We start from the raw sequence: 21,675 nt of genomic DNA, 5'->3' as shown, positions 1-21,675 counted from the left end.
CCGCCTCACAGGCGGGCCGGGCTCCGGCACGTTTCGGGGACCGCGCGGCCGGCTCAGCCGCGGCGGCCCGCCAGCTTCCAGGCGGCCGGCAGGGCGCCCATCGCGAGGGCGGCCTTGAGCGCGTCGCCGATCAGGAACGGGGTCAGGCCCGCCGCGACGGCGGCGCTCAGGGACATGCCGGTGGCGGCCATCAGGTACGGCACGCCCACCGCGTAGATCACGGCGGAGCCGAGCACCATCGTGCCCGCCGTACGCAGGACCGAGCGGTCGGCGCCGCGCCGTGCGAGGGCGCCGACGAGCGTGGCGGCCAGCAGCATGCCGAGCACGTAGCCGAAGGAGGCGCCGCCCGCCCCGGAGGCGCCGCCGGCGAACCACGGCACACCGGCCATGCCGACGAGGGCGTACAGGGCGAGGGACAGGAAGCCCCGGCGGGCGCCGAAGGCGGTGCCCACGAGCAGGGCCGCGAAGGTCTGGCCGGTGACCGGGACCGGGGAACCGGGGACGGGCACCGCGATCTGCGCGGCCAGCCCGGTGAGCGCGGCCCCGCCGACGACGAGCGCGATGTCGCGGACGCGGCTCGCGGGCAGCAGGTCGGCGAGGACGGCGCCGGGCCGGAAGGAGACGGAAGCGGTGCTCATCGTTGGCTCCGAGGGGTGAGGGGTGAGGGGTACAGGGCCGGACGATCACCGACGCTAGTCCGCGGCCGGGCGCGGCCCCACCGCCGGCGGACACAAAGCCCTACTGGCCGGTTTCGTGGGGATCGCACAAAGATCGCGGACCGCACCCGATCCGGCGTGATACGCGTCACTGGGAAGATCTGTCAGCACGTCCGTTTTGCGCGGGACGCTGCCGCTCGGGAAGACTGTGGGATCCCGCCAATCCGGATCCCGCCAATCCTGCAGCGGAGCCTCCCGCCGCCGGGCCCAACGAGAGTACGAGCACCCCTCATGCGCGAGCGCCTGTCCGAAGTCCCCCCACCCCCTCCCCCGACCTCCGAGCTGCCCCCGGAACCCCTCAGCCACAGCCTCAAGCAGCGCCATCTGACGATGCTGGGCCTCGGCGGCGTGATCGGCGCCGGGCTCTTCGTGGGCTCCGGGGCCGGCATCGGCATCGCCGGTCCCGCGATCATCTGCTCGTACCTGCTCGCGGGCGTCCTCGCGATGCTGGTGATGCGGGCGCTGGGCGAGATGTCGGCGGCGATGCCCGCGTCGGGCTCGTTCTCGGTGTACGCGGAGCGGGCGCTGGGGCGCTGGGCCGGTTTCTCGGCGGGCTGGCTGTACTGGTTCCTGCTGGTCGTGGTGCTGGCGGTGGAGGCCACCGGCGCGGCGGACATCGCGAACCGCTGGGTGCCCTCGGTCGACCAGTGGGTCTGGGTGCTGATCTTCATGCTGGTCTTCACCGTGGCCAACCTGGCGGCCGTACGGAACTTCGGCGAGTTCGAGTTCTGGTTCGCGGCGCTCAAGGTCGGCGCGATCGTGCTGTTCCTGGTCCTGGGCACCCTCGCGATCTTCGGCCTGCTCCCGGACACCGAACCCGTCGGTCTCGCCAACCTCACCGGCCACGGCGGCTTCTTCCCGGCCGGTATCGGCGGGGTCGTCGCGGGCATGCTCGCCGTGGTCTTCGCCTTCGGCGGCCTGGAGGTCGTCACGATCGCGGCCGCCGAGTCCGACGACCCGGCCCGGTCCGTGGCCCGCGCGGTGCGCAGCGCGGTGTGGCGCATCCTCTTCTTCTACGTCGGCTCGATGCTGGTCATCGTGGCGCTGCTGCCCTGGGACTCGCTGAAGCCGGGCCAGAGCCCGTACGTCGCGGTCCTCGACTCCATCGGCATCCCGAAGGCCGGCACGATCATGGAGATCGTGGTGTTCGTGGCGCTGCTGTCGGCACTGAACGCGAACCTGTACGGCTCCTCGCGCATCGTGTTCTCGCTCGCCGAGCGGGGCGAGGCGCCGAAGTCGCTGCTGAAGGTCTCGGGCGGCGGGGTGCCGCGCGTCGCGGTGTGCGCGTCGGCGGCCTTCGGTTTCGTGTCGGTGGTGCTGAACCTGCTGTGGCCGGACACGATCTTCCTCTACATGCTCAACGCGGTCGGCGCGGTGCTGCTGTTCGTGTGGGCGCTGATCGCGGTCTCGCAGCTGAAGCTGCGCCGCCGGATCGAGCGGGACATGCCGGAGCGGCTGACCCTGCCGATGTGGCTGTTCCCGTACGCGACCTGGTTCGCGCTGCTCGGCATGGGCGCGGTGCTGGTGCTGATGCTGTTCGACGACTCGGCACGGCCGCAGCTGCTGTGGTCGGCGGGCGCCGCCTCGGTGGTGCTGGTGGTGGCCTGGGTCCGGGAGCTGCGGGACCGCCGGTCCTGAGCGGGCGGCGCGCGGCGGCGTAAGGCCCCACCCCGAACGGCACGTCAGAGACCGGGCCCATGCGATCGCATGGGCCCGGTCTTCGGCGTTCCGGAGGTGTTCACAAGAGAGGCGACCCTTACTCGAACGATGGAATAGATGGTGCTAGCGTGCAATTGCGCACGAGTTGCAATTAGTGATTGGCACGCCGAGGGGACCGGACAACACGCATGGCCATCTACACGCTTCCCGAGCTTCCGTACGACTACGCGGCGCTCGAGCCGGTGATCAATCCGCAGATCATCGAGCTGCACCACGACAAGCACCACGCGGCCTACGTCGCGGGCGCCAACAACACGCTGGAGCAGCTGGCGGAGGCGCGCGACAAGGAGAACTGGGGCGCGCTGAACGGCCTGGAGAAGAACCTGGCCTTCCACCTCTCCGGCCACATCCTGCACAGCATCTACTGGCACAACATGGCCAGCCCGAAGACCGGTGAGGGCGGCGGCGAGCCCACCGCGGCAGACGGCCTGGGCGACCTGGCCGACGCGATCACCGAGTCCTTCGGCTCCTTCGCGAAGTTCAAGAAGCAGCTGACCTTCGCCTCCTCCGCCACCCAGGGCTCCGGCTGGGGCGTGCTCGCGTACGAGCCCGTCAGCGGCCGCCTGGTCGTCGAGCAGGTCTACGACCACCAGGGCAACGTGGGCGTGGCCAGCACCCCGATCCTGGTCTTCGACGCCTGGGAGCACGCCTTCTACCTGCAGTACAAGAACCAGAAGGTGGACTTCATCGAGGCGATGTGGAACGTCGTCAACTGGCAGGACGTGGCCAGGCGCTACACCGACGCCAAGGCCAACACCCCGCTGCTGATCCCCGTGAAGGGCTAGCCGGCACCCCGTAGACCGCCCGCCTCGTGATCGTCTTCTCAGCCTTCGCGTGCGGGTGTTTCCAGCGGAAGGCCCCCGTGAGGACGTGACTCACGGGGGCCTTCTGTGCGTGACCCGATCCAGGCCGGCTCGTCGGCCAGGCGTGCTCCCCATCGGTCAGGGGATGCGTGCGTTTGATGTCTTGCTCCCCGTCGCCACGGGGATCGTCAGTCGAAGCGGGGGCCTTCGGTGCGGGTGCGCTTGATCTCGTAGAAGCCGGGCGTGGAGGCGACCAGCAGCGTGCCGTCCCACAGTCGGGCGGCGGCCTCGCCGCGCGGGGTCGGGGTGACGACCGGGCCGAAGAAGGCCACTTCGTCGCCCTCGGCGCCGGGCACCGAGATCACCGGGGTGCCGACCTCCTGGCCGACCCGGTCGATGCCGTCGTTGTGGGAGGCGCGCAGCACCTCGTCGTACTCGTCGGAATCGGCGTACGCGAGCAGCTCGGCCGGCAGGCCGACCTCGGCCAGCGCCTCGGCGATGACCTCGCGGGTCGCGCCCTTGTCCTCATTGTGGATCTTGGTGCCGAGTGCGGTGTACAGCTTGCCGGTGACCTCGTCGCCGTGCTTCTGCTGGGCCGCTATCACCACGCGCACCGGGGCCCAGCCCTTGGGACCGAGCAGCTCGCGGTACCTCTCGGGCAGCTCGTCGAGGCGGTTCTCGTTCAGCACGGCGAGGCTCATCACGTGCCAACGGACCTCGACGTCACGGACCTTCTCGACCTCCAGCATCCACCGGGAGGTCATCCAGGCCCAGGGGCAGAGCGGGTCGAACCAGAAGTCGACCGGGGTCTTCTCGCGCACCTGGGTGTCGGTCATGTCTCTCCTTGGGTCTCCGTCTTGAAAAGGGCATCACTGGCTGACGTTCTGTCTCGCCAACCAAGACGGAGTCGGGCCCATTCCCCCCGTGCGAGGATTCGTCACGTCGAACGCGATCACGCACGAAGGAGTGCACGTGCCCGGAGAGAACCTGTCCCGCGAGGAGGCCCGTGGACGGGCCGAGCTGCTGTCCGTCGAGGGGTACGAGGTCGTCCTCGACGTCCGGTCGGCGGTGGAGGAGGCCGAGCCCGCCGAGGGGCCCCGCACCTTCCGTTCGGTGACGACGATCCGCTTCCGGGCCGCGACCTCCGGCACGTCCACCTTCGTGGACCTGATCGCCCCCTCGGTGAACTCCGTGACCCTGAACGGGCGGGCACTGGACGTCGCCGCCGTGTTCGACGGCGCGCGGATCGCCGTGGACGGCCTGGCCTCCGAGAACGTCCTGATCGTCGACGCGAACTGCGCGTACAGCCGCACCGGTGAGGGCCTGCACCGCTTCGTGGACCCCGAGGACGGCGAGGTCTACCTCTACACCCAGTACGAGCCGGCGGACGCCCGGCGGGTGTACGCCAACTTCGAGCAGCCGGACCTGAAGGCGCCCTACCGCTTCGAGGTGACCGCGCCCGAGGGCTGGCAGGTGTGGAGCAACGGCGCGGAGGAGTCGCGCGAGGGAGGCGTCTGGCGGTTCGCCGAGACCCAGCCGATCTCCACGTACATCACCTGCGTCGTCGCCGGTCCCTACCACTACGTGACGGACTCCTACACGCGCGGGGACCTGACGATCCCGCTGGGCGCGATGTGCCGCAAGGGGCTCGCGAAGCACTTCGACGCGGACGACGTCTTCCTCGTCACCAAGCAGGGCTTCGACCTCTTCCACGAGATCTTCGACTACCCGTACCCGTTCGGGAAGTACGACCAGGCCTTCGTCCCGGAGTACAACCTGGGCGCGATGGAGAACCCGGGGATGGTGACCTTCCGCGAGGAGTACATCTTCCGCGGGAAGGTCACACAGGCCTCCTACGAGCGGCGCGCGAACGTCATCCTGCACGAGATGGCGCACATGTGGTTCGGCGACCTCGTCACCATGAAGTGGTGGGACGACCTGTGGCTGAAGGAGTCCTTCGCGGACTTCATGGGCTCCTTCGGGCTGGTGGAGGCCACCCGCTTCGACCAGGCGTGGGTCACCTTCGCCAACAGCCGCAAGGCGTGGGCCTACCGCGCCGACCAGCTGCCGTCCACGCACCCGATCACGGCCGACATCCGTGACCTGGAGGACGCGAAGCTGAACTTCGACGGGATCACGTACGCCAAGGGCGCGGCGGTGCTGAAGCAGCTCGTGGCGTACGTGGGCCGGGACGCGTTCCTGGAGGGCGCGCGGCGCTACTTCAAGGCGAACGCGTACGGGAACACCACCTTGGACGACCTGCTGTCGGTGCTCGCCGAGGTCTCCGGCCGGGACATGGCCGAATGGTCGCGGGCCTGGCTGCAGACGGCGGGCGTGAACGCGCTGACCCCCGTGCTGACGTACGACGCGGGCGGGCGGGTTACGGAGCTGGCGGTGCTCCAGGAGGGCGCCGAGCTGCGCCCACACCGGGTCGCGGTCGGCCTGTACCGGCTGGAGTCCGACGGCAACCTCGTCCGCTACGCGCGGGCCGGGGTGGACGTGGCGGGCCCGCGGACGGTCGTCGCGGAGCTGGCGGGCCGGGAGCGGCCGGACCTGGTCCTGGTCAACGACGAGGACCTCACCTACTGCAAGATCCGCTTCGACGAGGGCTCACTGGCCACCCTGCGGGGGCACTTGGGCGACCTGACCGATCCGCTGGCGCGCGCACTGAGCTGGTCGGCGCTGTGGAACCTGACGCGGGACGGCCTGATGCCGGCGCGTGACTTCCTCTCGCTGGTACTGGCCCACGCGGGCCGTGAGACGGACGTCGGCGTGCTGCAGATGCTGCACGCGCAGGCGCTGACCGCGGTCACCCACTACGCGGCCCCCGACTGGCGCGAGCAGGGCGGCCGGGAGCTCGCGGCGGGCGCGCTGCACGAACTGCGGCTGGCCGAGCCGGGGTCGGAGCACCAGCTGACCTGGGCGCGCTTCTTCGCGGCGAGCGCGGCGACCGAAGGCGACTTCCAGCTGCTGCTGGGGCTGCTCGACGGCTCCGCCCGGATCGACGGGCTGGAGGTGGACCAGGAGCTGCGCTGGGACTTCCTGCTGCCGCTGGCCGCGCACGGGGCGGTGGACGAGGCCGCACTGACCGCGGAGCTCGCGCGGGACGACACGGCGTCGGGCAAGCGGCACCAGGTGCGGTGCCTGGCGGCGCGGCCGTCGGCGGCGGTGAAGGACCAGGCGTGGGTGGCGGTGGTCGAGTCGGACGCGCTGTCGAACGCGCTGGTGGAGGCGACGATCGCGGGCATGCAGCAGTCTTCGCAGCGGGAGCTGCTGGCGGCTTACGCGGAGCCGTACTTCGCCGTGCTGGAGCGGGTGTGGTCGGAGCGGTCGATCCAGATCGGCATGGACGTGGTGAAGGGGCTGTACCCGGCGCTCCAGGACTCGGAGTCCACGGTCGCGGCGACGGACGCCTGGCTCGCCTCGCACCCGGACGCGGCCCCCGCTCTGCGCCGCCTGGTGCTGGAGTCCCGGGACGACCTGTCCCGCGCCCTGCGCGCGCAGCGCTGCGACGCCGCCGCCGGCTGACCCCGCGGGGGGTCGGGGCTCCGCCCCGGCTCCCCCGCGCCTCAATCGCCGACGGGGCTTGCCATGCCACCTGCGGCGCCGCTCCGGGGGCTCCGCCCCCGCACCCCCGCGCCTCAATCGCCGGCGGGGCTGGACTTTGCCGGCGCTGAGCCGTCACGTATCGCTCCGAACACGGCGCTCCGCGCCCGCGCCTCAAACGCCGGCGGGGCTGGTTTTGGCTGCTGCCGCCCGCCCGCCCGCCCGCAGGGCAATTCCAGCCCTGCCGGCGTTTGAGGCGCGGGGTTCGGGGCGGAGCCCCCGGAGCGGCGCCGCAGCCGGGCGGGGGCGGACGGCCCGCGGAGCCCAGCGGCGGCGCCGCAGGTGGGGGCTGGACAGCGCCGGGGCTATCGGCCGTCGAACGCCCGTACTTTAGCCCCGGCTTGTCCGGGTTTGTCGACGAGCGTGTAACACCGGTTAGCAAGGCCATGGCCTGAGGGAATCACCGCGTCATGAACCACAACGCACCCCTCCCCCTCGCCCACCTCACCGGCAGCCGCCCCCGCGTGCTCACCCTCGCCCAGCTGCGCGAGCACGGCGTCACCGCCTCCGACGCCGCCGAGCGGCCCTGGCAGCAGATCCTGCCGGGGGTGTTCCTGCTCCACTCCGGGCCCGCGACCAGCGAGGAGCGGCTGCACGCCGCCCTGCTGTACGCCGGCCGGCGCGGGCACGGCGAGGCCATGATCACCGGGCTGGCGGCGCTCGCCCTGTACCGGTTCACCTCCGCCCCCGCCCTGCTCGCCCTCTCCCACATCGACGTGCTCGTGCCCGGCACCCGGCGCCTGCGCTCCACCGGGGACGTACGGATCGTGCGCGCGCACACCCCGCCCCGGTCCCAGGAGGTGACCGGCCTGCCGGTGGCTCCGGTCGCGCGGGCCGTCGCCGACGCGGTCGCCCAGCTCGACGACGCCGGCACGGTACGCCGGCTGCTCAGCGAGGCCGTCCGCGCCGGGCACTGCGAACCGGCCGCCGTCGTACGGGAGCTGACGGTGGCCCGGCTGCTGAACCGCCCGCACGTGGTCGACGCGGTCGAGTCCCTCCTCGCGGAGGGCCGCGCCATCGCCGAGGACCGGCTGTACCACCTCGTACGCGGCTACGAGCTTCCCGAGCCGGTCTGGAACGTGGACCTGCGCCTGCCGGGCGGCCCCCACCTCGGCGGGGTCGACGCCTTCTGGCCCGAGCACTCCGTGGCCGTGGAGATCGACACCCGCGCCCCGCGCCAGGGCGAGGACGAGGAGTGGTCCGAGTGCGTGCGCAAGCGCGAGACGCTGGAGCGGCTCGGGGTGACCGTCATCCACATCACCCCGCGCAAGCTCCGCGACTGGCCCGAGCAGCAGGCCGCGGTCGTCCGGACCGCCCTGACGGCGTCCGGCGACCGCGAGCCCGCCGCCTACCTCGTGGTCCTGCCCAGGTGAGGCGAGTACTCCGGGGTGCTCCAGCGCAGCCGTCCCGGATGGACGGCCTCCACCACCGACTCCACGCGGAAGCGGACGTCCCGGCTCCCGTCGGGTCCGAACTCGGTGGTGGCCCGGCCGCTGAGCTGGAGTACGGCCCCCGTCTCCCAGTCCGGGAAGAGCAGCCCGGCCCGCGGGTCGGCCGTGAGGTTCCCCAGGGTCAGGAACATGGCGTTGCCCGCGTAGTCCGGCCAGGTCAGCTCGGTCGGCGAGAGGACCTCGACGAAGCCGGGCAGCCCGCCGCGGTGACTGGCGTCGACCCCGTCCGCCTCCGCCGTGGTGGCCACGAAGAAGGTGTCGGCGGTGCAGACGGCCCGGGCCTGGTCGGGGGTGAGCGCGTCCCCGCGCCGCACGACACCGGGTCCTTCGGCGGCCAGGTCCAGCGGCTGCCGCTTCTGCAGGTACTTCGGGCAGTTGGCGAAGACCTGCTCGGCCCGGACCGCGAACCCGCGACCGGTCACCTCGAGCGTCCCGTTCAGCCGCATCCGGCGCCGGGTGCGCGGGTCGAGCGCGATGGTGCCGACCCTCGTCCCGGCCGTGGCCAGCGCCCCGGCGAGCGGATCGTCCGCCGCTAGCCCCCCGGCGACCGTGATCCGGTCCGGCCCGGTGGCCCGTACGAAACCGGGCGCGCCGGTGAGCAGGGAGGCCCACAGCCGTCCCACGTCGTCGGCGGCGCCGACGACCAGGTGGGGCTGCTGCTCCAGGAAGGCCGCGGCGACCTCCCGGATGCCCGTGCCGATCGAGCGGCCGACGTGCTCGGCGAGCTCGCGCACCCCGACCCGTTCCTGCACGGCCAGCGAGCCCCAGTGGTAGGCCCCGGACATGAGAACCTCCGTCATTAGAAGAAGCCGCAGGTGGGGGCCCCCGCTACGGGGGCCGGGGAACCTTCGGCGCCGGTCGGGACGGAGATCTCGAGGCGGATCCCGTCCGGGTCGTGGAAGAAGATGCCGCCGGATGCGGCGCCTTCGCCGTGGGCGACGACGCCCTCGTAGGCGAACTCGACCCCGAGGTCGCGCAGCCGCGCCTCGTACGCCCGCACCTCGTCGATGCCGCCGGCGGCGAGCGCCAGGTGGTGCAGTCCGGCCGCGGCCGGGGCGAAGGGGCCCTCGGCCTGCTCCCAGAGGGCGAGCACGAGCTCGCCGCCCTGCCCGAGGAGCGCGAAGCGGCGCCCTTCCTCCTTGCCCTCGGCGAGGACGCCGAAGCCCAGGCTGTCGCGGTAGAAGCCGATCGAGCGTTCCAGATCGGTGACGTTCAGGCCCACGTGACCGGTGCGGAGCTTGCTGACGGCAGTCGTCATGACGGGTTCCTTCCCCAGAGGACTTCGTGACTTTCTAACCTTCTAAATCGAGATTAACGGTTAGGGCGATGGGCGTCAACCGCTCACGTACTCTTGAGGGGTTAGCGGCGCGAGGAGGCGGACATGACGGTGGCGGACCCACGACCCCTGACCGGGGAGCCGGTCGCCCTCGACCTGCTCAACACCCGCTGGGTCATGGACGGCGAACCGCTCGACCTCTTCGCCGGGGCCGCGGGTCTGACCCGGGTGCAGGGGCTCGCGGTCTGGCTGGAGTCCACCGGACTGGCCGGCGACTTCCGCGCCGACGCCTCGACCCTCGTCCACCTGATGACGGCCCGCGAGGCGCTGGCCCGCGCGGTGGCGGACCCGGCCGACGAGAGCGCCCGCGCCCTGGTCGACGCCGTGCTGGAGCACGGCCGCATCCGCGCCACCCTGACGACCGAAGGGCCGGGCGAGCGCGCCGAGTTCGACGATCCGAGCTGGGGTCCGGCCTGGACGGCCGCACGGAACTACCTGGAGCTGCTGAGCACCGCGCCCGATCGGATCCGCAAGTGCGCCTCCGAGACGTGCGTCCTGCACTTCCACGACATCTCGCGCAACGGCACCCGACGCTGGTGCTCGATGGCCGCCTGCGGAAATCGGGCGAAGGCCTCCCGCCACTACGCGCGCACGCGCGAGCGCTGAACGATCCGAAACTGTCACACCCGCACCGGGCCGCGAGCGCGTCCCGGTGCTGTCGTGTGGTCGCCAAATCTACAAATCAGCTCCGCGACCCCTGCGGTTCAACCCGCTCTGTCCCGGTAAGGCCCCGCTGGCGCATACACCGCAGTGGCGAGTGTCCGCCATGGCGGGTATCGGTCAATGACAACTCTCCCCAAACAGCTGTCGTTTGCGCAAAGCTGACCGGTCATCCGGCACCGAAATCCGGACCGTATCTTTCACTTACCAGGGATGCTGATGACCCTCGAATCCCCCAGCTCCATACCCGGGGCCAGACGCGTCGCGCGCGTAGCGGCCGCGGCCGGTCTGGTGGCCGCCCTCGCGGCCACCGGCTCGGCGCCCGTCTTCGCGGCGAACGCGGCCGACGCCCCGGGGTCCAACCCGGCCGTCAAGTCCGCTGACCAGAAGCTCGGTTCGGCCGACGCCGAACTCCTTCAGGAGGCCAAGACCAAGGGTGACGCGAACGTCACCGTCATGGTCGCGACCGCCCCCGGCCAGACCAAGCAGGTGGCGGACCAGCTCGACGCCGTCCCGGGCGCCTCGGTGGGCCAGACGTACGACAAGCTCGGTTACGTGCGCGCCACCCTGCCCACGGCCGCGGCGGAGGCCGCGCTGAAGGCGGCCGCCAAGCTGTCCTCGGTGCACGGCATCGACCTGCGGCACGAGATCCAGCTGCCGGACCCGCGCCCCGACACCAAGGGCGAGTCGGGCTCGGTCAAGCGGACCGCCGCGGAGTCGTACCCGGCGCCGGACAAGAACACCCCGGCGAAGAACCCGTACAACCCGTCCTTCGAGACCGGCGCGGTCGACTTCGTCGCGAAGAACCCGCAGGCCGACGGCCGCGGCGTGACCATCGGCATCATGGACTCGGGCGTCGACCTCGGCCACCCGGCCCTCCAGAAGACCACCACCGGCGAGCGCAAGATCGTCGACTGGGTCACCGCGACCGACCCGATCGCCGACGGCGACGCCACCTGGCGCGCCCAGATCACCCCGGTCACCACCGCCGCGGGCAGCTTCACCGCGGGCGGCGCGAGCTGGAAGGCCCCCGAGGGCAGCTTCCAGTGGAGCCGCTTCTCGGAGTCGATCACCGCCAACGGCGACATGAAGGGCGACGTCAACCGGGACGGGGACACCACCGACCGGTTCGGCATGCTCTACGACGTCGCCGCCGGCACCGTCCGCGTCGACACCGACCAGGACAACGACTTCACGAACAACGAGCCGATGAAGCCGTACAAGGACGGCTACCAGATCGGCTGGTTCGGCACGGACAACCCGGCGACCGACGTCGCCGAGCGCATCCCGTTCGTGATCGAGATCCGCAAGGACGTCCCGATGGACCCGCTCGGCGGGGACTGGGTCGGCAAGAAGGCCGACTTCGTCAACATCGGCATCATCGAGTCCGAGCACGGCACGCACGTCGCCGGCATCACCGCCGCCAACAGCCTCTTCGGCGGCAAGATGAACGGCGAGGCGCCCGGCGCCAAGCTCGTCTCCTCGCGCGCCTGCACCTGGTCCGGCGGCTGCACCAACATCGCGCTGACCGAGGGCATGATCGACCTCGTCGTCAACCGTGGCGTGGACATCGTCAACATGTCCATCGGCGGCCTGCCGGCGCTGAACGACGGCAACAACGCCCGTTCGGAGCTCTACAAGAACCTCATCGACACCTACGGTGTCCAGCTCGTCATCTCGGCGGGCAACGAGGGCCCCGGTATCAACACCATCGGCGACCCCGGTCTCGCGGACAAGGTCATCTCCGTGGGCGCCGCGGTCTCCAAGGAGACCTGGGCCGCCAACTACGGCTCCGGCGTGGCCAAGAAGTACAACATGTTCCCCTTCTCCTCGCGCGGTCCGCGTGAGGACGGCGGGTTCACGCCGACCATCACCGCCCCCGGCGCCTCGATCAACACGATCCAGACCTGGCTGCCCGGCGCCCCGGTGAAGGAGGCCGGCTACACCCTCCCGGCCGGTTACGGCATGCTCCAGGGCACCTCGATGTCCTCGCCGCAGGCCGCGGGCGCCAGCGCCCTGCTGATCTCGGCCGCCAAGCAGCAGAACATCAAGCTGACCCCGGCGAGCCTGCGCGTGGCGCTCACCAGCACCGCGAAGAAGATCGACGACGTCCCGGCGCACGCCCAGGGCTCCGGTCTGATCAACGTCCCCGGCGCGTGGGAGTCCATCCAGCGCGACGCGAAGGCCAACGACTTCACCGTGAAGGCGCCGGTCGACACCGCGATCGACCAGTTCCTGAAGACCCCGGGCTTCGGCACCGGCGTCTACGACCGCGAGGGCGGCCTGAAGGTCGGCCAGAAGAAGGTCTACAACGTCGTCGTCACCCGCACCACGGGCGTCAAGTACGGCACCCGGCACAACCTGAGCTGGCGCAACAACGACGGCACGTTCAAGATCCTCGGCGGGTACGACTACGTCACCCTGCCGCTGAACAAGCCCGTCACCATCAAGGTCGAGGCCAACGCCAAGTCGGGCGGCGTCCACAGCGGCATCCTGCAGCTGGACGACGAGACCACCGAGGGCATCGACAAGCAGATCCTGACGACCGTCGTGGCCGCCACCCCGCTCGCCGCGCCGTCGTTCGCGTTCTCGGACACCTCGTCCGTGCAGCGCAACAGCCACAAGTCGTACTTCGTCACCGTGCCGCAGGGCGCGAAGACCCTTGAGGTCGCCCTCGGCGGTCTCGCGGCGGGCAGCCAGACGCGCTTCATCTCGATCCACCCGTACGGTGTGGGCGTCGAGGACAGCGCGACCACCCAGTGCTACCCGAACTACGACAACCCGGCGAACAAGTGCCGCCCCGACCTGCGGTCGTACGCCGACCCGCAGCCGGGCGTCTGGGAGATCGAGGTCGAGTCGCGCCGTACGTCGCCGCTCCTCGACAACCCGTTCAAGCTGGACGTCTCCGTGCTCGGCGCGGCCTTCGACCCCGCGGTCAAGGTCCTGCCCGAGGTCAAGCAGGGCACCCCGGCGCCGGTCCAGTGGACCGTAAAGAACGACGGTGCGGCCATCTCGGGCGGCAAGCTCCAGGGCGGCCCGCTCGGCTCCGCGAAGGTCGCCAAGCCGACCATCGCCAACGGTGAGACCCACACCACCGAGGTCACGATCGGCGAGGGCGTCTCCCGCCTCGACATCGCGATCGGCAAGGTGTCCGACACCGCCGCCGACCTCGACCTCGACGTGTACAAGGACGGCGTCAAGGTCGGCTCCTCCGCCGACGGCGACTCCGAGGAGTCCGTGAGCCTGGCGAACCCGGCCGCGGGCACCTACACCATCAAGGTGTTCGGCTACGCGGTCCCGTCCGGCTCCACCACGTACGACTACCGCGACGTGTACTTCTCGGCCGCCCTGGGCTCCGTCCAGGTCGACGAGGCCGCCGCGGTCAACCTCGCCAACGGCGCCTCCACGGCGATCTCGGCGAACGTCCTGGTCAACGCCGCGGCCCCCGAGGGCCGGCAGTTCTTCGGCCAGGTCCAGCTGCTCAACGCCCGCGGCACCGCCGCCGGCACCGGCAGCGTGCAGATCGAGAAGGTCCTTCCGTAGTACGGAGAGGAACCGAAGGGCCGGTGCTCCGCGGAGCACCGGCCCTTCGGGCTTTCCGCCGTGCTCCCTACCTGCCCAGCGACCGCAGGGACTCGGCGTAGGTGCCGACCGCGTGCGCGATCACGTCCAGGTTGGTGTCGAAGACCCTCAGGTCCAGGTTCTTCAGGGTGTCGCCCGCCCCGTGGTAGTTCGGGTCGTACGGGGCGCCCGCCGTGCCGCCGTACCGTGCTGCCTGCTCGACGGTCTTGACGCCCTCGGCGCCGGTGAAGGTGCCGCCGGCCGGGATGCCGTTGGCGATGAAGGGGCCGTAGTCGGAACGGCCGTCGAAGTCGCTGCCCTCGTGCGGCTTGCCCTTCTTGTCCAGGAAGCCGTTGATCAGCGCCTCGATGCGCTCCGAGCCGGCCGGGCCCGCGCCCTCGCCCGTACGGTCGGAGTCGTCGCCGTCGTAGACGAACTGCACCGGGTTCGGCGAGGCGATCATGTCGAAGTTCAGGTAGAGGGCGATGTCCTTCTTCTGCCGCTCGGACAGCTGCGCCACGTAGTGCTCGGAGCCCAGCAGGCCCAGCTCCTCCGCCGACCACCAGGCGAAGCGCACCTTGTTGGCGGGCTTGCCGTGCGTCTCCTTCGCCAGCTTGAGCGCGACCTCCAGCAGGGCGGCCGAGCCGGAGCCGTTGTCGTTGATGCCCGGGCCCTCGGGGACGGAGTCCAGGTGGGCGCCGACGGTGACCACGCGGTCGGCGCGGCCGCCCCTGGTCTCGGCGATGACGTTGCGGGTGGTCTTCTTCACGTGCTCCTGGTCCAGGTCCAGGCGCACCTTCACCTCCCCCGCGGCGGCGGCCGCGGTCAGCGCCTCGCCGTCGGCGAGGGTGATGCCGGCGCTGGGGATGATTCCCTCGGCCGGCGAGGAGAAGCCGCCGCGCACCGGGGTGGTGCCACTGTGGTTGTAGACGATGACGCCGAGCGCGCCGGCCGCGGCGGCCGCCTTCTGCTTCTCCACGAAGGTGCAGGAGCCTCGCTTGACCAGGGCGATCTTCCCGGTGAAGGCGCCGGCCGGGTAGTCGTCGGCCGTGCAGCCGGGGGTCTCGTCGACCCGGGCCAGGGCGAGGGGCGCGGTCAGGCCGCCGGCCGGGGTGGACTTGGTGAAGGTGAAGGCGGCGGTGGCGAGCTCCCGCTGCCGCGTGCCGTCGGCGCCGCCGAGGACGGTGGTCCGCTCCGTCTTCGTGTGCGCCTCGTAGATGTCGAAGTCCTGGTACGAGACCTCGTACCCGGCCTTCTTCAGCGTGTCGTGGACGTAGGCGGCGGAGGCCGCGTGACCGGGCGTACCGGCGGCCCGGTTGCCTCCGTTGGCATCGGCGATCTGCTGGAACTTCTCCAGGTGCCGGTGGGCGCCACGGGCGGTGACCTCCTCCACCAGCTCCTTGGCGAGCCTGCCCTCGCGCGGGTGGGCGGCGGCGGGCGGGGCGGCGGCCAGCAGCAGGGGTGCTGCGACGGCGGCCGCCGCGAGGGCGGCGAGCGCCGGTATGGACCGGCGGTGCCGGCTCCGGTGGTCGGACATGGTGGTTCCTCCCCGTGTTCGGTACGACGACGTCCGAATATCGGACGCGACTGTCCGGACCGTAGACGCCGCGCCCGGGACATTCCGGACAGTCGTCGGCCGCGCAACGCAGCCGCCACACGTTTGTCACACCCCGCCATGTTCCGGATCCCGTGGTGACAGGATGCCGGTATGACGATCATCGAAAAGGGGGCCAACACCCCTTTGAGCAGCGGCCCGTTCCGCGTCACCGTGGCGCGCACCACCCGGCCCGGAGCGCCTGCGGTGACGGCCGTGGCGGTCCTGCTGGACGCCGTCGGCCAGGTCCGCGGTGACGCCGACGTGGTCGTCGCGGGCGGCCCCGGGCACCCGTCGGGCGCGGTGCGGCACCTGGGCGGGGCGGCGGAGGGGGAACGGCTCGTCCAGCGGCTGGAGGTGGACCCGGACGATGTGGAGCCGTCCGTCCAGCGGATCCTGATCGCCGTCCTGGCCGCGGGCGGGCCGTTCGGCGCGGTCGACGGGCTGTGCCTGGAGGTGGCGAACGGCGCCGGTACGCCGGCGGTCCGGTACGAGGCGACGGACGCGACCATGGACACCGCGCTGGTGCTCGGCGAGTGCTACCGCCGGGACGGGGCCTGGCGGCTGCGCGCGGTGGGCCAGGGCTACACCGGCGGACCGGCCGCCCTCGCCGCCGACTTCGGCATCCGGCCCGAGGCGCTCCCGGCCGCTCCGCCGGCCGGTCCCGCGGTGACCGAGGTCGACAAGGTCGACGCGGCACCCACGCCCCCGCCGGTCGCCGCGCGGGCACCGGCCCCGGCCGCCGCGGAGCCGCTCCCCGCGCCCCGGCAGGAACCCGGGCGACCCGACGGCCTGCCCTGGGCCGACGTGGTGCACGAGGGGGACGGCAACGGGGAGGTCACCGTGGTGAACCCGGAGCCCGGCCACCCGGCGATCCTGGAGTACGAGGCGCTCGGCCCGACGGACTCCCACACCTGGCTCACCGCGGACCGGGTCGACGCGCGGGACGAGCCGCTCCTGGTGTTCCACCGAGGCAGCCACGGCCTGCGCGGGCAACTGCTCGCGTTCGGCATGGGCGGCCGCGAGTTCCGGCTGCGCATCGACGCGAACTGCCGCTGGCGCCTGCGGCTGCGCCCGGCCGAGACGGCACGGGCCCTCGTGACGGGCCTCTCGGGCCGGGGCACCACCGTCCTGCGGTACGACGGCCCGCCCGCCCTGCTCAGGGTCGAGCGCGGGCGCGTCAAGAACACCTCGATGGAGGTGTTCACCATCCAGGCGGACGGCGGGTCTCACCTCATCGCGCACCCGAACCACCGCCACCCGGTGACCGGCCCGCTGGCCGTGGGCCCCGAGGGCCGCGTCCACGTGACGGTCGAGGCCCCCGACACCGTCCCGTGGAAGCTGGAGGTGCTGCCCCTGCACGCGGCGCCGGTCCTGGAGCGGAAACTGTCCGGCCGGGGCCAGGCCGTGGTCCTGGTGCGCGGGCTGGGGGCGAAGGTGGAGGTGGGGCACGACAGGGCGATCACTCCGCTGTTCGCCCTCGACGAGCACCTGCTTCCCGCCGAGCGTCTGTGCGTCGAACCCGGGGTGTACGCCGTTCCGCCCGGGCTGCTCTCCGTCCGCGCCCAGGGCAAGTGGAGCCTTCGGATCCGCGACTGAGCGGCCCCGCGGACCCGATCCGCGCACAGATCGTCCGTACTGCGGACAATGGATTGGACAAGGCTCGTGGGGTCGAACGCATGATGGCTTCACGCGCGCCCGCGTCGTACGTAGCTGAAGGAGTCACCGTGAGGGTCGGAATCGTCGGAGCCACCGGACAGGTCGGCGGAGTCATGCGCGGCATCCTCGCCGAGCGGAAGTTCCCGGTGGACGAGCTGCGCCTGTTCGCCTCGGCCCGGTCGGCCGGCTCGACGATCGAGTGGGAGGGCCGGGAGATCACCATCGAGGACGCCTCCACGGCCGACTACTCCGGTCTGGACATCGTGCTCTTCTCGGCCGGTGGCGCCACCTCCAAGGCCCTCGCCGAGAAGGTCGCCTCGCAGGGCGCCGTCGTGATCGACAACTCTTCCGCCTGGCGCAAGGACCCCGAGGTCCCGCTCGTGGTCTCCGAGGTCAACCCGCACGCGATCAAGAACCGCCCCAAGGGCATCATCGCGAACCCGAACTGCACCACGATGGCCGCGATGCCGGTGCTGCGCCCGCTGCACGAGGAGGCGGGGCTCAACGCCCTGATCGCCACCACCTACCAGGCCGTCTCCGGCTCGGGCCTGGCGGGCGTCGCCGAGCTCGACGGCCAGGTCAAGGCCGTGGCTTCCGAGGCGACCAAGCTGGTCCACGACGGCGAGGCCGTCGAGTTCCCCGAGCCGGGCGTCTACAAGCGCTCCATCGCCTTCAACGTGCTGCCGCTGGCCGGCTCGATCGTGGACGACGGGTCCTTCGAGACCGACGAGGAGCAGAAGCTCCGCAACGAGTCCCGCAAGATCCTGGAGATCCCGGAGCTCAAGGTCTCCGGCACGTGCGTGCGCGTGCCGGTCTTCTCCGGCCACTCCCTCCAGATCAACGCCCGCTTCGACCGCCCGATCAGCGTCGAGCGCGCCTACGAGCTGCTGAAGGACGCCCCCGGCGTCGAGCTGTCGGAGATCCCGACCCCCCTCCAGGCCGCCGGCAAGGACGCCTCGTACGTGGGCCGCATCCGCACCGACGAGACGGTGGACAACGGCCTCGCCCTGTTCCTGTCGAACGACAATCTCCGCAAGGGCGCCGCGCTGAACGCGGTCCAGATCGCGGAGCTCGTGGCCGAGGAGCTGCGCCAGGGCTGACCCGGCGGGCGCGAGCAGTCACGAAGGGGGCGGGTGCCGTACGGCGCCCGCCCCCTTCCCCCTGTCGGGATCGCCCAGCACTCCTCAAACGCCGGCGGGGCTGAAATCGGGCCTGCGCACCTCGAAGAGGAAGCAGCCGAACTCGGCGGCGCGGACGTGTACGAGGGCCACCCCGGGCTCGGCGAAGGCCTCGTCGAGGGCCCGCTCGACCACCCCGTCGGGATCTTCCCCGAGGTCGAGGACCCGCCCGCCGAGGATGTGCCCGCGGGCGTCGTACCGCCGGGCGGTGCGCTGCACGCCCGGGCGGGCGAGGGGGTATCCGCCGCCCTCCCCGGGCCCCCCGCACGGCTCGGCGTGGATGAAGACCGGTCCCTGCTCGTCGTAGGCACCGGGATCGGTGCCGGTCCCGGCCGCCCAGCGGCGCAGCGGCGCGTACGAGACCAGCGCGATCCGCTCCCCCGCCCCGCTCGCCCGCAGGCAGCAGCGCAGCGGCGCCCCGCCCTCGTCGTCCCGGTACGGGACGCACTCCCGCCCCGCGTCGTCCCGTACCCGGAGCTCCTTGAGCGCCGTCTCCTCGATGGGCCTCGCCCAGTACCTGATGGTCATGCCCGCCAGCGTGGCGCGGGCGCCCGCCGAAGTCCGGCAGGAATCCGACCTCGCGTTCGCCCGTGGATTACTCCGGCGCGGTGACCCGCGCCCCATGGAAGGATGGCGGGGCAACGTCACCATCAAAGGAGATGAACGCGTGCCAGGCACGAATCTCACCCGTGAAGAGGCCCAGCAGCGGGCCAAGCTGCTCACCGTCGACTCCTACGAGATCGAACTCGATCTCAGCGGCGCACAGGAGGGCGGCACGTACCCGTCCGTGACCACCGTGCGCTTCCAGTCGGCCGAGGCCGGGGCCGAGACCTTCATCGACCTGGTCGCCCCGGCCGTGCACGAGGTCGTGCTGAACGGCAAGTCGCTGGACGTGGCCGCGGTCTTCCGGGACTCGCGCATCGCCCTGAAGCACCTCGCGGCCGGCGCCAACGAGCTCCGCGTCGTCGCGGACTGCGCCTACACCAACACCGGCGAGGGCCTCCACCGCTTCGTCGACCCGGTCGACCAGCAGGCCTACCTGTACACCCAGTTCGAGGTGCCGGACGCGCGGCGGGTCTTCGCCAGCTTCGAGCAGCCCGACCTGAAGGCGACCTTCCAGTTCACCGTGACGGCCCCCGAGGGCTGGACGGTCATCTCCAACTCGCCGACCCCCGAGCCCAAGGACCGGGTCTGGACCTTCGAGCCGACCCCGCGCATCTCCTCGTACATCACGGCCCTGATCGTCGGCCCGTACCACGCGGTGCACAGCTCCTACGAGGGCCCGGACGGGCAGTCCGTGCCGCTCGGCATCTACTGCCGCCCCTCGCTCGCCGAGTTCCTCGACGCGGACGCGATCTTCGCCGTGACGCGGCAGGGCTTCGAGTGGTTCCAGGAGAAGTTCGCGTACGACTACCCGTTCGCCAAGTACGACCAGCTCTTCGTCCCGGAGTTCAACGCGGGCGCCATGGAGAACGCGGGCGCGGTCACCCTCCGCGACCAGTACGTCTTCCGCTCGAAGGTGACGGACGCCGCGTACGAGATGCGCGCCGCGACGATCCTGCACGAACTGGCGCACATGTGGTTCGGCGACCTCGTGACCATGGAGTGGTGGAACGACCTGTGGCTGAACGAGTCGTTCGCGACGTTCGCCGAGGTCGCCTGCCAGGCCTACCACCCGGACTCGAAGTGGCCGCACGCGTGGACCACCTTCGCCAACTCCATGAAGACCTGGGCGTACCGGCAGGACCAGCTGCCGTCCACGCACCCGATCATGGCGGACATCCGTGACCTCGACGACGTCATGGTCAACTTCGACGGCATCACGTACGCCAAGGGCGCCTCGGTGCTCAAGCAGCTCGTCGCCTACGTCGGCATGGACGCCTTCTTCAAGGGCGTGCAGGCCTACTTCAAGGCGCACGCCTTCGGCAACACCCGGCTGTCCGACCTGCTGGGCGCCCTGGAGGAGACCTCGGGCCGCGACCTGACCGCCTGGTCGAAGGCGTGGCTGGAGACGGCCGGCATCAACGTCCTGCGTCCGGAGATCGAGACCGACGAGAACGGTTCCATCACCTCCTTCGCGATCCGCCAGGAGGCCCCGGCGCTGCCGGCGGGCGCCAAGGGCGAGGCGGTACTGCGCCCGCACCGGATCGCGGTCGGCTTCTACGAGCTGCAGGACGGCAGGCTGGTCCGTACGGACCGGGTCGAGCTGGACATCGACGGCGAGCTGACGGCGGTCCCGGAGCTGGCCGGCCGCGCCCGACCGAGCGTCGTGCTGCTGAACGACGACGACCTGTCGTACGCGAAGGTCCGCCTGGACGAGGTCTCCCTCGCCAACGTGACCGCGCACCTGGGCGACTTCACCGAGTCCCTGCCGCGCGCGCTGTGCTGGGCCTCGGCGTGGGACATGACCCGCGACGGCGAGCTCGCCACCCGTGACTACCTCGCGCTGGTGCTGTCCGGCATCGGCAAGGAGTCGGACATCGGCGTGGTCCAGTCCCTGCACCGCCAGGTGAAGCTGGCCATCGACCTGTACGCCGACCCGGCGTGGCGCGAGGAGGGTCTGGCGGCCTGGACCGAGGCCACGTTGGAGCACCTGCGTGCGGCGGAGCCGGCCGGAGACCACCAGCTGGCGTGGGCGCGTGCCTTCGCGGCCACGGCCCGAACCGAGGGTCAGCTGACCTACCTGTCGGCGCTGCTGGACGGCTCGGCCGTGATCGAGGGCCTGGCCGTCGACACCGAGCTGCGCTGGACGTTCCTGGAGCGGCTGGCCGCCACGGGGATCGCCGACGAGGCGGCCATCGCGGCGGAGCTGGAGCGGGACGCGACCGCGGCCGGCGAGCGGCACGCGGCGACGGCCCGGGCCGCGCGTCCGACGGCCGAGGCCAAGGCCGCCGCGTGGGCGTCGGTGGTGGAATCCGCGGACCTGCCGAACGCGGTCCAGGAGGCGGTGATCGGCGGCTTCGTGCAGACCGACCAGCGCGAGCTGCTGGCCCCGTACACCGCGAAGTACTTCGCGGCGCTCAAGGAGGTCTGGGAGACCCGGAGCCACGAGATCGCCCAGCAGATCGCGGTGGGCCTGTACCCGTCGCTCCAGGTCTCGGAGGCCACGCTGGCCGCGACGGACGCCTGGCTGGCCTCGGCCGAGCCGAACGCGGCCCTGCGCCGGCTGGTGTCGGAGTCCCGCGCGGGCGTCGAGCGCGCGCTGAAGGCCCAGGCGGCCGACGCCGCTGCCGCTGCCGCCGGCGCTCGGGCCTAACGGGCTCCCGGGCTCTGCCCGCACCCGCGGGGCGCGGGGTCGTCCCGCGGGTGCGGCGCCGCTGCTGGGGCTCCGCCCCAGGCCCCGCGCCTCAAACGCCGGCGGGGCTGGATTTGCCCTCCGGGCATTCCAGCCC

15 protein-coding genes are annotated in these 21,675 nt (G+C 71.7%); 9 read left to right on the top strand and 6 right to left on the bottom strand.

The window, feature by feature from the left end:
* Window positions 1-53: 53 nt before the first annotated feature.
* The gene (locus tag ACFV9H_RS38235; protein WP_385408003.1) at window positions 54-638 is read right to left on the bottom strand and encodes a biotin transporter BioY; all 585 of its coding nucleotides are present in this window, start codon (window positions 636-638) and stop codon (window positions 54-56) included.
* Window positions 639-947: 309 nt separating this feature from the next.
* Here ACFV9H_RS38235 and ACFV9H_RS38230 point away from each other — a divergent pair, with 309 nt between their 5' ends.
* Both ACFV9H_RS38230 and ACFV9H_RS38225 read left to right on the top strand, forming a co-directional pair.
* Window positions 948-2,354 (top strand): amino acid permease, encoded by a 1,407-nt coding sequence (locus ACFV9H_RS38230; protein ID WP_385408000.1) that lies wholly within the window; start codon window positions 948-950, stop codon window positions 2,352-2,354.
* A gap of 209 nt (window positions 2,355-2,563) precedes the next feature.
* Window positions 2,564-3,220, top strand: a complete 657-nt coding sequence (locus tag ACFV9H_RS38225; protein WP_385407998.1) for a superoxide dismutase — start codon at window positions 2,564-2,566, stop codon at window positions 3,218-3,220.
* 206 nt (window positions 3,221-3,426) lie between these two features.
* Here the strand turns inward: ACFV9H_RS38225 and ACFV9H_RS38220 are convergent, their stop codons facing one another.
* On the bottom strand, window positions 3,427-4,074 hold the full coding sequence (locus ACFV9H_RS38220) for a DsbA family protein (protein ID WP_385407995.1): 648 nt from the start codon (window positions 4,072-4,074) through the stop codon (window positions 3,427-3,429).
* A 136-nt stretch (window positions 4,075-4,210) separates the two neighbouring features.
* On the opposite strand from ACFV9H_RS38220, the gene pepN (ACFV9H_RS38215) reads away from it, so the two are divergent.
* Both pepN (ACFV9H_RS38215) and ACFV9H_RS38210 read left to right on the top strand, forming a co-directional pair.
* Complete coding sequence (gene pepN, locus ACFV9H_RS38215) at window positions 4,211-6,766, top strand: aminopeptidase N (protein WP_385407992.1); 2,556 nt, start codon at window positions 4,211-4,213, stop codon at window positions 6,764-6,766.
* 488 nt (window positions 6,767-7,254) lie between these two features.
* The gene (locus ACFV9H_RS38210; RefSeq protein WP_385407989.1) at window positions 7,255-8,217 is read left to right on the top strand and encodes a hypothetical protein; all 963 of its coding nucleotides are present in this window, start codon (window positions 7,255-7,257) and stop codon (window positions 8,215-8,217) included.
* On the opposite strand, the gene ACFV9H_RS38205 is transcribed toward ACFV9H_RS38210, so the two are convergent.
* Window positions 8,193-9,080 carry a pyridoxamine 5'-phosphate oxidase family protein gene (locus ACFV9H_RS38205; RefSeq protein WP_385407986.1) on the bottom strand — a complete coding sequence of 296 codons (888 nt, stop codon included), beginning with the start codon at window positions 9,078-9,080 and terminating at the stop codon, window positions 8,193-8,195. The genes ACFV9H_RS38210 and ACFV9H_RS38205 overlap by 25 nt on opposite strands.
* A 14-nt stretch (window positions 9,081-9,094) precedes the next feature.
* Window positions 9,095-9,553: a VOC family protein gene (locus tag ACFV9H_RS38200; protein WP_385407984.1), complete on the bottom strand. Its 459-nt coding sequence runs from the start codon at window positions 9,551-9,553 to the stop codon at window positions 9,095-9,097.
* A gap of 123 nt (window positions 9,554-9,676) precedes the next feature.
* Between ACFV9H_RS38200 and ACFV9H_RS38195 the strand changes: the two genes are divergently transcribed.
* Both ACFV9H_RS38195 and ACFV9H_RS38190 read left to right on the top strand, forming a co-directional pair.
* On the top strand, window positions 9,677-10,237 hold the full coding sequence (locus ACFV9H_RS38195) for a CGNR zinc finger domain-containing protein (protein WP_385407981.1): 561 nt from the start codon (window positions 9,677-9,679) through the stop codon (window positions 10,235-10,237).
* Between the two features lie 273 nt (window positions 10,238-10,510).
* The gene (locus ACFV9H_RS38190) at window positions 10,511-13,834 is read left to right on the top strand and encodes a S8 family serine peptidase (protein ID WP_385407979.1); all 3,324 of its coding nucleotides are present in this window, start codon (window positions 10,511-10,513) and stop codon (window positions 13,832-13,834) included.
* A 67-nt stretch (window positions 13,835-13,901) separates the two neighbouring features.
* On the opposite strand, the gene ACFV9H_RS38185 is transcribed toward ACFV9H_RS38190, so the two are convergent.
* On the bottom strand, window positions 13,902-15,389 hold the full coding sequence (locus tag ACFV9H_RS38185; protein WP_385407976.1) for a M28 family metallopeptidase: 1,488 nt from the start codon (window positions 15,387-15,389) through the stop codon (window positions 13,902-13,904).
* 171 nt (window positions 15,390-15,560) lie between these two features.
* On the opposite strand from ACFV9H_RS38185, the gene ACFV9H_RS38180 reads away from it, so the two are divergent.
* Both ACFV9H_RS38180 and ACFV9H_RS38175 read left to right on the top strand, forming a co-directional pair.
* Window positions 15,561-17,045: a TerD family protein gene (locus ACFV9H_RS38180; RefSeq protein ID WP_385407974.1), complete on the top strand. Its 1,485-nt coding sequence runs from the start codon at window positions 15,561-15,563 to the stop codon at window positions 17,043-17,045.
* Window positions 17,046-17,173: 128 nt separating this feature from the next.
* Window positions 17,174-18,205: an aspartate-semialdehyde dehydrogenase gene (locus tag ACFV9H_RS38175; protein WP_385407972.1), complete on the top strand. Its 1,032-nt coding sequence runs from the start codon at window positions 17,174-17,176 to the stop codon at window positions 18,203-18,205.
* An 84-nt stretch (window positions 18,206-18,289) separates the two neighbouring features.
* On the opposite strand, the gene ACFV9H_RS38170 is transcribed toward ACFV9H_RS38175, so the two are convergent.
* Complete coding sequence (locus ACFV9H_RS38170) at window positions 18,290-18,811, bottom strand: DUF1203 domain-containing protein (RefSeq protein WP_385407970.1); 522 nt, start codon at window positions 18,809-18,811, stop codon at window positions 18,290-18,292.
* A gap of 139 nt (window positions 18,812-18,950) precedes the next feature.
* Between ACFV9H_RS38170 and pepN (ACFV9H_RS38165) the strand changes: the two genes are divergently transcribed.
* Window positions 18,951-21,539, top strand: coding sequence for an aminopeptidase N (gene pepN / locus ACFV9H_RS38165; protein ID WP_385407968.1), 2,589 nt, complete (start codon window positions 18,951-18,953; stop codon window positions 21,537-21,539).
* Window positions 21,540-21,675: the final 136 nt, after the last annotated feature.

Origin of the sequence: Streptomyces sp. NPDC059874 (genome assembly GCF_042731135.1) — a bacterium.
Taxonomy (GTDB): domain Bacteria; phylum Actinomycetota; class Actinomycetes; order Streptomycetales; family Streptomycetaceae; genus Streptomyces.
The sequence above is the reverse complement of the archived record's forward strand: the minus strand, read 5'-3'. Positions and strand labels throughout refer to the sequence as shown.